General features: G+C 64.4%; 11 protein-coding genes. 10 read left to right on the top strand and 1 reads right to left on the bottom strand.

Annotated elements, in window-relative coordinates:
- The first annotated feature begins 1 nt into the window (after nucleotide 1).
- The 10 genes from AC3G2C_RS18570 (at nucleotide 2) to recO (ending at nucleotide 11,729) form a co-directional block, all read left to right on the top strand.
- Complete coding sequence (locus AC3G2C_RS18570) at nucleotides 2-2,545, top strand: putative bifunctional diguanylate cyclase/phosphodiesterase (RefSeq protein ID WP_488386117.1); 2,544 nt, start codon at nucleotides 2-4, stop codon at nucleotides 2,543-2,545.
- 285 nt (nucleotides 2,546-2,830) lie between these two features.
- A complete protein-coding gene (gene rpoE / locus AC3G2C_RS18565; protein WP_488386116.1) occupies nucleotides 2,831-3,427 on the top strand; it encodes an RNA polymerase sigma factor RpoE in 597 nt (198 codons plus the stop codon).
- Nucleotides 3,424-4,077 carry a sigma-E factor negative regulatory protein gene (locus tag AC3G2C_RS18560; protein WP_488386115.1) on the top strand — a complete coding sequence of 218 codons (654 nt, stop codon included), beginning with the start codon at nucleotides 3,424-3,426 and terminating at the stop codon, nucleotides 4,075-4,077. Before rpoE ends, AC3G2C_RS18560 begins: the two co-directional genes overlap by 4 nt.
- 115 nt (nucleotides 4,078-4,192) lie before the next feature.
- Nucleotides 4,193-5,692: a DegQ family serine endoprotease gene (locus tag AC3G2C_RS18555; protein WP_488386114.1), complete on the top strand. Its 1,500-nt coding sequence runs from the start codon at nucleotides 4,193-4,195 to the stop codon at nucleotides 5,690-5,692.
- A 268-nt stretch (nucleotides 5,693-5,960) separates the two neighbouring features.
- The gene (lepA, locus tag AC3G2C_RS18550; RefSeq protein ID WP_488386113.1) at nucleotides 5,961-7,751 is read left to right on the top strand and encodes a translation elongation factor 4; all 1,791 of its coding nucleotides are present in this window, start codon (nucleotides 5,961-5,963) and stop codon (nucleotides 7,749-7,751) included.
- 50 nt (nucleotides 7,752-7,801) lie between these two features.
- A complete protein-coding gene (gene lepB, locus AC3G2C_RS18545; protein WP_488386112.1) occupies nucleotides 7,802-8,704 on the top strand; it encodes a signal peptidase I in 903 nt (300 codons plus the stop codon).
- Between the two features lie 148 nt (nucleotides 8,705-8,852).
- Entirely contained in the window at nucleotides 8,853-9,233 is a 381-nt protein-coding gene (locus tag AC3G2C_RS18540; protein ID WP_488386111.1) for a DUF4845 domain-containing protein, read from the top strand.
- Between the two features lie 14 nt (nucleotides 9,234-9,247).
- On the top strand, nucleotides 9,248-9,904 hold the full coding sequence (gene rnc / locus AC3G2C_RS18535) for a ribonuclease III (RefSeq protein ID WP_488386110.1): 657 nt from the start codon (nucleotides 9,248-9,250) through the stop codon (nucleotides 9,902-9,904).
- Nucleotides 9,905-10,059: 155 nt separating this feature from the next.
- Complete coding sequence (gene era / locus AC3G2C_RS18530; protein WP_488386109.1) at nucleotides 10,060-11,001, top strand: GTPase Era; 942 nt, start codon at nucleotides 10,060-10,062, stop codon at nucleotides 10,999-11,001.
- A gap of 17 nt (nucleotides 11,002-11,018) precedes the next feature.
- Nucleotides 11,019-11,729, top strand: a complete 711-nt coding sequence (gene recO / locus AC3G2C_RS18525; protein WP_488386108.1) for a DNA repair protein RecO — start codon at nucleotides 11,019-11,021, stop codon at nucleotides 11,727-11,729.
- Between the two features lie 8 nt (nucleotides 11,730-11,737).
- On the opposite strand, the gene AC3G2C_RS18520 is transcribed toward recO, so the two are convergent.
- On the bottom strand, nucleotides 11,738-12,490 hold the full coding sequence (locus AC3G2C_RS18520; protein WP_488386107.1) for a response regulator: 753 nt from the start codon (nucleotides 12,488-12,490) through the stop codon (nucleotides 11,738-11,740).
- Between the last annotated feature and the right edge of the window lie 12 nt (nucleotides 12,491-12,502).

The following is a 12,502-nucleotide window of genomic DNA, read 5'->3' as shown; positions in this document are numbered from 1 at the left end:
CATGGCGACACCTGCAGGCATCCTGGTTGTGGCCGCGCAGCGCGAGTTGCGCCGTGCGTTATTTGATACGTTCGAGCGCGATGGTCACTTCGTCGTGCATTCGGCGCGTGACGCCACCCACGCCGGTATCCTGCTGGAAGGGCGTGCGCCACTGGCCCTGATCGTCATGGTGTTCGATGGCGACGGGCGCGAGGCCATGGCGGGAATCGATGCGCTGCGAAGCTTTCCGGCCTGCGCGAATGCACCGCTCATCGCGGTGCTCGACGATGCCGCCATGCTCAAGCCCATTGTGCTGCCGGCTGGCGTGGCCGACTGGCTGTATGCCTCCCAGATCGAGCATGAACTCATGGCCCGCTGGCAGCGCGTGCAACAGGCGGGCGCCAACGGCCAAGGCGGCAACATTGGCTTGGGCGACTACCGTTTCGCGTTTGACGAACTCGACAATGAATGGTTGATCGTCGATCCGGTGCGGGGGCGCATCTTGGAGTACAGCCCTGCGCTGGCCCGTCACAGCGGCTTGGCGGACCACGAATTGCGCGGGCGTCCGCTGCAGGAAGTGTTGGCCTTTGCCGAAGTGAGCGCCGAACAGGTCATCGCCGAGGGGGCGCGGCGTTGGTATGCGTGTCGTCGCCGTTCCGTGCGAGGCGTGGATGGTGGGGAGGCCAGTGCGCGTCCGGTGCGCCATGGCGGTCGCGATGCGGTGGCGCTGGTGTTTCGCAGCGCGCGTGCTGGCGCTCGGGCCGAAATGGCCCTGGCGTTGCTCGCCCGCATGTTCAGTGCTGGCAGTGGCGATGAAGGCATTGCCGAGGCAGCCCGGCTGCTTTACGAGGAGATGGGCCTCGATTACGTCGCGGTGTGGTCGGCTCGCCAGGATGACGGCGCGCCCGTGCAGTTGGTGCAGTACTGGCGTGGCGAAGAGCCCGCGTGGCCCGGTCCACATCTGCAAAGTTCGCTGCGGCTGGTGCTTTCAGGGCAGGCCATGCTGCATCAATCCGATGCGGCGCGGTTGGCGCAGGTAGACCCTTTGCTGGGCCAGCTCGGACTGGCCGGCTTTGCTGGCTGGCCCTTGCAGGACGAGCGACGCACGGTACTGGGCGCCTTGCTGGTGGGGTCAAGGCAGCCGCTGCCGGCGCTGGCCATCATGCAACCGGTATTGCGATGCGCGGCCTCGCGCTTCGCGCACGCCCTGGAGCTGCGTCACACGCGAGAGCAGGGGCGTGCCGAGGGTCTGCTCGATGCACTGACGGGCCTGCCCAATCGCCTGTTGTTCAACGATCGCCTGGATACGGTGATCCGTGAAGCAAACCGCACGGGCGAGTCCTTCGCCCTGTTGTTCGTCGACCTGGATCGCTTCAAGACCATCAACGACACCCTGGGGCATGCCGTGGGTGATCAGGTATTGCTCACCACCACCCAGCGTCTGCGGGGTTCGGTGCGCGCATCCGACACAGTGGCGCGTTACGCCGGTGACGAGTTCGTCGTGATCCTGCGCCATATCGTCAAGAACGAGGACGTGTTGCGCATCGCCGAAAAGGTGGTGCAAGTGATGAGTGCACCGTTGCGCATCGATGACGGCACCGAGCTGCAAGTGACGGCCTCCATCGGCGTGAGCTTCTTCCCGGACGACGCGCCGGATGCCGAAACCCTGCTCAAGCACGCCGATGAAGCGATGTACGCGGCCAAGAGCCTGGGCCGCAACAACTATCAGATTTTCGAGGGCAGGGCCGAGCAGTCCCAGCAGCAGAACCTGGCGCTCAAGTCCGGCTTGCGCCACGCCGAGCACAAAGGCGAACTGCGCGTGTTCTACCAGCCACAGGTCGACGCGGTCACCGAGGACATCGTGGGCATGGAGGCGCTGGTGCGCTGGGAGCACCCGGAGCTGGGCTTTATCGGCCCGGGGTTCTTTATCCCGCTGGCGGAGGAAACAGGCTTGATCGTTTCCATTGGCGAGTGGGTGCTCCGCGCGGCGTGTCGCCACGCGCAGGAGTGGGAGCGTCGCTATGGGCTGGGGTTGCGTCTGGGCGTGAACCTTTCGGCCGTGCAGTTGATGCAGCCCAACCTGCTCGACATGGTGGCCTCCGCCCTGGACGAGAGCGGGCTTGAGCCGGGGTTGCTGGAGATGGAAGTCACCGAGAGCATCAGCATCAAGGCGGCCCCCAACCTCGTAGCTAACCTGCAGGGCCTGCATCGTCTCGGTTGTCGCATCGCCATCGACGACTTCGGTACCGGCGCCGCTTCCCTGGACTATCTGCGCAAGTTGCCCGCCGATCGCATCAAGATCGACCAGAGCTTCGTGCGCAATATCGGTGTGGACCCGGACGACGAAGCCATCGTGCGTGCCACCATCGAAATGGCCCATCGCCTCAAGCGAGGCGTGGTGGCCGAGGGCGTGGAACTGGAACAACACATGGAGTTCCTCCGCGCCAACCACTGTGATGAGTTGCAGGGCTATCTGTTCTGCCGTCCCTTGCCCCAGCCCGCTTTCGACAAGCTGCTGCAGGAGCGCCAGAGCCTGCTGGCCGGCGTGGGTGACACCGTCAGCTGACTTGCGCCGGCCCCTCGGGCCCCCATATCCAGACCATGGAGGCTCCGGGTGGTAGGTGGTTGCTCGCCCTTTTGGCTGGCTGTGCCGACTCGCCCAAAGGTCACGTCCGCCAGCAGGCCTGGTTCTGCGTTCCCTCTGGACCACCCCTGGGCGTGGGCCCCCGCGGGGTTGGTAATCGCGTGAGGGCGTGCTGAACTAGAGCGCGTAGTTCTTGTCTGAGCAACTCGCTTCCATCCTGCGACATCCTCAGGGCGCGTAGCAGCATCGACGAAGGAGAGGGCCCGGATGGGCGAAAACGAACTGGACAGCGCGCTGGTCGAGCGCATCCAACGAGGGGACACACGGGCCTTTGACCTGCTGGTGCGCAAGTACCAGCACAAGGTCATCGGCCTGGTGGGCCGCTATGTGAAGAATCATGCCGAGGCCGAGGATGTCGCTCAGGAAGCGTTTATCCGTGCCTGGCGAGCTATTGGATCATTCCGCGGCGAAAGTGCTTTCTATACTTGGCTGTACAAAATTGCCGTGAATACGGCCAAGAACCACCTGGTGGCCCTTGGCCGGCGGCCGCCGGCCGACGATATCGCCATCGATGATGCGGTTTTTACTTCCGGTGCCGATCGCATGCAGGAGAGCGCAACCCCCGAGCGCGAACTCATGCGACAGGAAATTGAACAAACGGTGTTTTCCACTGTCCAATCGCTGCCTGAGGAATTACGGACAGCAATTACCCTGCGTGAAGTGGATGGCCTCAGTTACGAGGAAATCGCCGAAGCCATGGGGTGTCCGATCGGAACGGTGCGCTCTCGCATCTTTCGGGCACGTGAAGCCATCGATGAGAAACTGCGGCCACTATTGTCCGACCGCGAGGACAAAAAACCATGAGTGATAACCAACGCGAAAATCTGTCTGCCGGCATGGACGGCGAGCTGTCGAAGGAGGAGCTGCGCTTCCTGCTGCGGCGACTCGACCACGATGACTCGCTGCAGCAGGCATGGTCGCGCTATCACGTGGCCCGCGACGGATTGCGCCGGCAATTGCCGATGGTGGCGTCGAGCGATTTCGCCGCTCGGATCATGCTGGTCATCGAGCAGGAAGGCGTGGCGGCTCAGGGCAAGCGTCGGCATTGGCTGCATTGGTCTGCCGGCGGTGCCATTGCCGCCAGCGTGGCCGTCGCGGCCTTGATGATCGCCCAGCCCGCAGGCTCCGGTGCCGATCGCGCGGTGCCCCATGTGGCCGCGTCCTCCATAGCCGCCAATGGCTCCAGCAGTGGCATGCAGGTGGCCCGCTCGGAGGCTCCCGCCGTGGCACCGCCCTGGGTGAATGCCTATGCCGACTCGCCCTACAAGTTGAGTCAGCAGGCGTCGGCCACCCTGGAAGGTGATGGCGGCAACTTGCTGTATTCGCGTGACAGCATGTCACCGTACCGACTTGGGCGTCGTCCTGTCAGCAATGGTGATGGCAGTTATCTCCTGTTGATCCACCCCGATCAGGCGCAGCAGCCGCTTGAGCAGGCGCCGGACAGCGCCCAGTAAGTCACGTGGTCGAGCGCTTGCCTATGCGCCTTGATCCTTTTCCCAAAGAAATGCGCTACGTCAGCCCGTGCCTCGGGCTGTCGTGGAAGCGTGCGTGCAACCCATGGAGGAATCGATGAACCGACTTGCCCTGCGCACCCTGTCGTGCAGCGTACTGATGAGCCTGGCATTGGCGGGTGGCGTACAAGCCCAGACCTCGGCGCCTGCCGCCCCAAGCCTGCCGGACTTCACCGGCATCGTGCAGAAGAACGCCCCGGCGGTCGTGCACGTGGAGGCCAAGTACACCGGCAAGAAGGCCAGCAAGGGACGTAGCGCCCAGCGCGGCGGCATGCCCGATATGCCTGGCGCGGGCGACGACGACCCGTCCATGGAGATGTTCCGCCGCTTCTTCGGCATGCCGATGATGCCGTCGCCGGAAGATCAGCAGCGCACATCGCTGGGCTCGGGTTTCGTCATATCGGCGGATGGCTACATCCTCACCAACAATCATGTGGTGGACGGCGCAGACACGGTCACCGTGCGCCTGCAGGATCGCCGTACGCTCACCGCCAAGGTGGTGGGCAGCGACCCTCAATATGACATTGCACTCCTCAAGGTGGACGCCAAGGGCGGCCTGCCGGCGGTGAGTATTGGGGATTCGCGAGCACTCAAGGCGGGGCAGTGGGTGTTGGCCATCGGTTCACCGTTTGGTTTTGACTACACCGTGACCCAGGGCATCGTGAGTGCCGTGGGTCGCAACCTGGGCAGCCAGGATCAGCCCTATACCTCGTTTATCCAGACCGACGTGCCGATCAACCGCGGCAACTCGGGCGGTCCGCTGTTCGACCTGCAAGGGCGGGTGGTCGGCGTCAATTCGCAGATCTACTCCAACACTGGCGGCTATCAGGGCGTGGCGTTCTCCATTCCGATCGACGTGGCCATGAACGTGGTCAAGCAGATCAAGGAGAAGGGATATGTCTCGCGCGGACAGCTCGGGGTGATGGTTCAGGCCGTCAGCGATGACGTTGCCAAAGCCTTTGGCCTCGACAATGGCAGCGGTGCCGTGGTGACCCAGATCAGCAAGGGGAGCCCCGCCGAGAAGGCGGGCCTGCAGCCGGGCGATGTGATCCTGTCGTTCAACGGCCAGAGCATCAACTCCAGCGTGGACCTGCCGCCCTTGGTCGGTCAGACGCCACCAGGCACCAAGGCCAACCTGCAGATCCTGCGTAACGGCAAGAAGCTGGATGTTCCGGTGACAGTGGGCGAGATGCCGCGCGACAAGAATGCCGCTCTGGCCTCTACTGACGCTGATCGCCCGGCGGCCGGTGGTGCGGCCACGGCCAGTGCGCTCGGCTTGGCCGTGGAAGACCTGGATAGCGACACTCGCCAGCAACTGGGCTTGCGCACGGGCGAAGGCGTGGCCATCAGCAATGTTACCGGCCCGGTCGCCGCGCGCGCTGGTCTCCAGCCGGGTGACGTGATCCTTATGGTCAACCAGAAGAAAGTGGGAAGCGTCAGCGGGTTCCGGGACGCCACCAAGGGTGCCAAGCCGGGCGACACGGTGTTGCTGCTGGTCCGGCATGGCGACCAGAGCGGTTTCGTGGGCCTCACGGTGCCCGGCGGCAAGGACGAGTAAACGCCCCTTGGCCGCTGCCGATGGCAGTGCAGCGGCCAACTGCGCCGGCAAGGTGGGTGCTTGGGTCACCATCCTTCCGGCGCGGGGCGGCCTGTGGGCCTGATGGGCCCTCCCGGACCGGATATGGCCTCCAGCCATGTTTCGAGGGCTCAAAATGCCCCCATTCGGCCCATGCCTGTTCCATGCGATAATGCCGGGTTCGTGTCACCATCCCGGTGATGCGCTGCCTGCGCGCCGCGCACGGCAGTGAACGCAGCTAGCGTGCTCCATGGAACTGATCCGAAATTTCTCCATCATTGCCCACATCGATCACGGCAAGTCGACACTGGCCGACCGCATCATCCAGATCTGCGGTGGACTGACCGAGCGCGAGATGGAGGCGCAGGTGCTCGACAACAATCCGATCGAGCGCGAGCGCGGCATCACCATCAAAGCCCAGTCCGTTTCGCTGCCGTACAAGGCGCGTGACGGCAAAACCTACCAGCTCAATTTCATCGACACTCCGGGCCATGTGGACTTCTCGTACGAAGTCAGCCGCTCGCTGGCTGCCTGCGAAGGCGCGCTGCTAGTGGTGGACGCCGCGCAGGGTGTGGAAGCCCAGTCGGTGGCCAACTGCTATACGGCGGTTGAAATGGGGCTGGAGGTGGTGCCGGTCCTGAACAAGATCGACCTGCCCACGGCTGATCCCGAAAAGGTGAAGGGCGAGATCGAGGCCGTCATCGGCATCGATGCCACGGACGCCGTCGCCGTCAGCGCCAAGACCGGCCAGAACGTGGTCGAAGTACTGGAAGCCATCGTCGCGCGCATCCCGCCGCCGAAAGTGGGCGACACCGATCGCCTGCAGGCCCTGATCATCGACTCCTGGTTCGACAACTACCTCGGCGTGGTGTCGCTGGTGCGTGTGATGCAGGGCGAAATTCGCCCCGGCGACAAGCTGCTGGTGATGTCTACCGGCCGCGCTCACGAAGTGAGCGAAGTGGGTGTGTTCACGCCCAAGCGCAAGAAGCTGGACAAGCTCTCGCCGGGCGAGGTGGGCTGGATCACCGCGTCCATCAAGGATGTGCATGGCGCCCCCGTGGGCGACACGCTCACCCTGGCCGGCAAACCGGCCGAAAAGCCGCTGGCCGGCTTCCAGACCATGCAGCCGCGCGTGTTCGCGGGCCTGTTCCCGGTGTCGGCCGACGACTATCCAGCGCTGCGCGAGGCACTGGACAAGTTGCGCCTGAACGACGCTGCGCTGTTCTTCGAGCCGGAAAGCTCCGAGGCCATGGGCTTCGGTTTCCGCTGCGGCTTCCTCGGCATGCTGCACATGGAAATCGTGCAGGAGCGCCTGGAACGCGAGTACGACCTGGACCTGATCACCACCGCACCCACGGTGGTGTACGAGGTGGTCAAGGGTGACGGCTCCATCCTCATGCTGGACAACCCGGCCAAGCTGCCGGCGGCCAATTTGATCGCCGAGATTCGCGAGCCGATCATCGTCGCCAACATCCTCACGCCGCCCGATTACATCGGCAACATCATCACGCTGTGCGAAGAAAAGCGCGGCGTGCAGCGCTCGATCCAGTACCTGGCCACCCAGGTGCAGATCACCTATGAAATGCCGCTGGCCGAAGTGGTGCTGGACTTCTTCGATCGCCTGAAGTCCGTGTCGCGTGGCTACGCCTCGATGGACTATCACTTCGAGCGCTTCGAAGCCGGCCCGTTCGTGCGCGTGGACGTACTGATCAACGGCGACCGCGTGGACGCGCTCAGCCTGATCGTGCATCGCATCCACGCCGAACGTCGTGGCCGCGACCTGGTCGAGCGCATGAAGGACCTGATCCCCCGTCAGCAGTTCGACGTGGCGATCCAGGCCGCCATTGGGGCCCAAATCGTCGCGCGCTCCACGGTGAAAGCGCTGCGAAAGAACGTACTGGCGAAGTGTTATGGCGGTGACGTTAGCCGCAAGAAAAAGCTGCTGGAGAAGCAGAAGGAAGGCAAGAAGCGCATGAAGCAGGTCGGCCGCGTGGAAATTCCCCAAGAGGCCTTCCTTGCCGTATTGAAGGTGGACAAATAACAAACCTGCGGAATCGGCGTCCCCCTCGCCGAGCAACCTTGGAGTAGGGCATGGATTTCGACTTTTCGGCGATTCTGCTTGGCCTCACCGTGCTGTTCGGCGTGGTGTGGGGTCTGGATCGCCTGTTCTTCTACAAGCAGCGCAAGGAAAAGGCCGAGGCCGCGGGCACGGAAGTGCGCGAGCCGGTGGCGGTCGACTGGGCGCGTTCGCTGTTCCCGGTGGTGTTGGTGGTGCTGCTGCTGCGCTCGTTCGTGGCCGAGCCCTTCCGCATCCCTTCCGGTTCGATGATGCCTACGCTCGATGTGGGCGACTTCATCCTGGTGAACAAGTTTACCTATGGCCTGCGCATGCCGGCCTTCAACAACAAGTTTCTGAGCCTGGGTGAACCCAAGCGCGGCGACGTGGTGGTGTTCCGCTTCCCCGGTTACCTCTGCGAGGACGGCGGCAAGCTGGTGCGCAGCGGCGACCAGAGCTGCGCCGATCCGCATGCCCCCGTGCCGAGCCAGAACTGGATCAAGCGCGTGATCGGCATGCCCGGCGACCGTGTGGAGATGCATGGTGACCAGCTTGTGATCAACGGCGAGCCGGTGGCAGCGGATCTGGTCGGCCCGTACGAGGGCGACCCCAAACGCAACGAATCGCGCCTCATGCTGGAAATGGGCGCCACGGTGTGGAACGAGCATCTGCCCAATGGACAGGGCGGTGTGGTCAATCACCTCACGGCCCGCATGCCCAACTACGCCATCCCGCCGCCGTTGCCCAATGCACGCGTGCCGCTGGTGGTGCCGCATGGCTGCTATCTCGTCATGGGCGACAACCGCTACAACAGCACGGATAGCCGCTGGTGGGGTTGCCTGCCCGAGCAGAATCTGGCGGGCAAGGCCTTCCTGATCTGGCTCAGCTGGACCGGGTCGGGCGTGGCTTTCCACCGCATGGGCACGGTCATTCATTGAAAACCGTGACGGGCGTTAACGCCGCGGTCGTGACGGCCGCGGTGACTTGCAGCGACAATGCGCCTATCGTGCGGGTTGCCGGGCCGTGGGCCGGCACGCGGCGATTCACTGCAGGGTCGATGCCGCCTGGCGGCGTAGCGAGGGGACTATGAAATCGAAGCAGACAGGTATCACCCTGATCGGGTTCCTGGTGGTGTTGGTGGTGGTGGGCTTCTTTGGCTACATGGCCATGAAGCTGGTGCCGGCGTATACCGAGTACATGGGCGTCAGCAAGGCCATGAACCAGGTGGCTTCCAGCGGTGTCGAGGGTAAGTCGCTCGATGACTTGCGTCGCGACTTGATGTTCAAGATGGGCTTTCAGTACGTGGACGATGCCACCATCAAGCCCAAGGACATCACCATCAAGCGTATCAACAATGCTGCCGTCCTTTCGGTGAGCTACGAGAAGCGCATCCCATTCATCTACAACATCGACTTCCTGCTTCACTTCGACAAGAGCGTGAATCTGCAGGGCAACGTCGGTAGTTAAAGACAGGCCCTGATTTGACCAAGCTCGCCCACCGTTTTCGCGACCCGTCGCTCGCCCAACTGGCCTTGACCCACCGCAGCGTGGGCAAGCCCAATAATGAGCGATTGGAGTTTCTCGGCGACGCGCTGCTCGGCGTCATCGTGGCCGAGCTGCTTTATGAGGCGCACCCTCAGGCCAGCGAGGGCGAGCTGTCGCGTCTGCGCGCCCAGCTCGTGAACGGCCAGGCCCTGGCCGTGATCGCACGCGAGCTGGAACTGGGCGACGAGCTGCGCTTGGGCTCGGGCGAGCTGAAAAGCGGCGGCTTCCGGCGGGAATCCATCCTCGCGGATGCGTTCGAGGCGCTGATCGCCGCCGTCTACCTTGACGCCGGGTTCGCCGAGTGCCGCGCCGTGGTGCGCGCCTTGTTCGAGCCATTGGTGGCGGCCATTCCACGCTCCTCCAAGGACGCGAAGACGCGCCTGCAGGAGCTGCTGCAATCGCGCGGCTGGCCGTTGCCGCAATATGAATTGATCGACAGTTACGGCGAAGATCACGCCAAGACCTTCGACGTTTCCTGTGACATCGCCGAGCCTACGGCCATACGCGCCGAGGGGCGCGGCAGTAGCCGTCGCGCCGCGGAGCAGGCGGCCGCCGAAACGGTGCTGCAACAGTTGCAGGAGTGGCAGGGCTGAAAGCCCGCCATGTGCCCCGTTGCAGGGGCGCCCGCCAGCCGCGATGTTCCGGCGTTATCGCCGGAGCACGCTAACGACTTACACTTCTCCCGTTCCCGTCCGCCTGGGTCGCCTTTCGGCGGCATGCGCGGGAAGGCCGATACAGGTTCCAGACCATGAACGACAACGACGATCTCGACCTTGGCGCGCCCGCCGAGCTTCCCCATGACAATTTCCGCTGCGGCACGGTGGCCCTGGCGGGACGCCCCAACGTGGGCAAGTCGACTCTGCTCAACGCGCTGATCGGCTTTCGCCTGTCTATCGTCAGCCCGCGCCCGCAAACCACCCGTCATCGCATTCTGGGCATCGCGACCAGCGAAGCCGGCCAGATCATGTACGTGGACACCCCGGGCCTGCACCGTGGCGCCAAGCGCGCCATGAATCGCAGCCTGAACCGTGCAGCGCGCTCGGCCATCAGCGAGGTCGATGTGGTGGTGCAGGTGATCGAGGCGGGGCGTTGGACCGACGAAGACCAGGCCCTGTACGACGCCCTGGTCGAGCAGAAGGTGCCGCGTCTGCTGGTGATCAACAAGGTGGACCTGGCCAAGGAAAAGTCCACCATGCTGCCTTTCGTGGCGGAGCTGATGGCCCATCACAGCTTCGATGACGTGTACTACATCAGTGCGCTCAAGCAGAAGGGCCTCAAGGAGCTGGAGCAGGGCATCCTCAAGCGCCTGCCGGTGCAGCCGCCGGTTTACGGTGAGGACGAGATCACCGATCGCAGCGAACGCTTCCTGGCCGCTGAAATGGTGCGCGAGCAGCTTATGCTTCGGCTGGACCAGGAGCTGCCCTATGCCACCACGGTGGAGATCGAGCAGTTCAAGGATCGCCCGGATGGCGTGGCTGAAATCCACGCGGTGATCTGGGTGGAGCGCGACGGCCAGAAGGCCATCGTGATCGGTGCCGGCGGCGCCCAGCTCAAGGACATCGGCAGTGCCGCGCGTCGCCATATGGAGCGCGCCTTCGAGCGCAAGGTGTTCCTGCGCCTGTGGGTGAAGGTGCGCGAAGGCTGGGTGGACGACGAAGCCATGCTGAAGAAGCTCGGCTATACCGACTGAGGGCATAGCGCCCCGTTATGCGTATCGAACAGCAGCCGGCCTATGTTCTGCATGCGCGGCCCTATCGCGAAACCTCGCTGCTGCTCGAATGCCTGACCCGCGATCACGGTCGATTGGGCGTGGTGGCCCGGGGCGTACGCCGCGAGCGCGCGCGCGTGCAGCGCGCTCAACTGGAGCCATTCCAGTTGCTGGCCCTGGATTTCCTGGCGCGAGGTGAGCTGGCGACACTGCAGGCCGCCGACACCGTGGAAACACCCTGGCGCTTGTTGGGGGACGCGGGGCTGGCCGGCCTCTACCTCAATGAACTGGTGGTTCGCCTCACCGGGCGGCAGGACCCCCTGCCATCGTTATTCGATGCCTACGCGCAAACCTTGCCGCGACTGGCCAGCGGTGAGCCCTTGGCCTGGAGTCTGCGGCGGTTCGAGCGCGACCTGCTCGATGCGGTGGGCTACGCGCTGCAATTGGAGTTCGAAGGTGAATCCGGGGAGCCGCTCGACCCGGAGCAGGCCTACCACTACGTGGCCGAGTCCGGACCCGCACCGTGCCGGGCGGGCACACCTCATGCGTTGCTCGGCCGGGATCTCATCGCACTCGCCGAGGATCGTATGCCGGATACGGCAGGCATGGCGTCTTTGCGCGTGATGATGCGCGAGGTGATCCGCTTCCACCTGGGTGGCGGCGAGTTGAAAGCCTGGCATGTGCTGGGCGCCGCCATGTCGCGGCGCTGAATTGCCGCTCAGTGCGCGTGAGGGCCAAGGGCGTCGATGGTCGCCACCAGGGCTTTGCGAAAGCGTGACAGCGGAGCCAGCGCCCCGGGGTGCCCGAGCTTGAGATGGCGTTGCAGCACCGTGGCCTGCGAGCCCAGCGCCGCCGCCCCGCAGAAACCGCAGGAGGAGCGCAATCGGTGCAGGCGGTCGGCGAACGCCTCGCAATCCCCCATCAACCCATCCAGTTCCTGATAAAGCCCCACCAGTTCGGCGTGCAGCAGCGCGCGCATGGCCTTGACCACCTCGGCATCGCCCATGGTGGCGATCGCCTGGGCGTCATCCAGCAGTGGCATGCTGCCGCTACCGGCCTGCACGAGGGAAAGGATGCGGCGCAGGTCGGCCAGGCTGCAGGGCTTTTGCAGCACCTCGCTGAACTCGGCACTCAGTAGCCGCTGGCGCTGGGCCATATCCATTTCGGCGCTGGTGGCCACCGCTGTGCAGTCCGTGGAGCGGGCGCCCGGGTCCTGCCGGAGTGCCGCCAACACCTGCTCGGCGCCTGCGCCGGGCATGCGGCAATCGAGCAATAGCAGGTCAAAGGCTTGTTCGTGGGCCAACGCAATCGCGGCCAGTCCGTCGTGACAAGCTTGGGCTTCCAGCCCCAGGCTGCGCAGCGCTTCCACCAGGAACAATCGGCTGCTCGGGTCGTCGTCGGCGACCAGGGCGCGGGGTACTTCGGGCGCACCAGAGGGGCGTGGTGCTTCGCTGGAAAGCGGGTTAAGCATGACTAGTCCGTG

This window comes from Frateuria sp. sgz306004 (genome assembly GCF_057750885.1).
The sequence above is the reverse complement of the archived record's forward strand: the minus strand, read 5'-3'. Positions and strand labels throughout refer to the sequence as shown.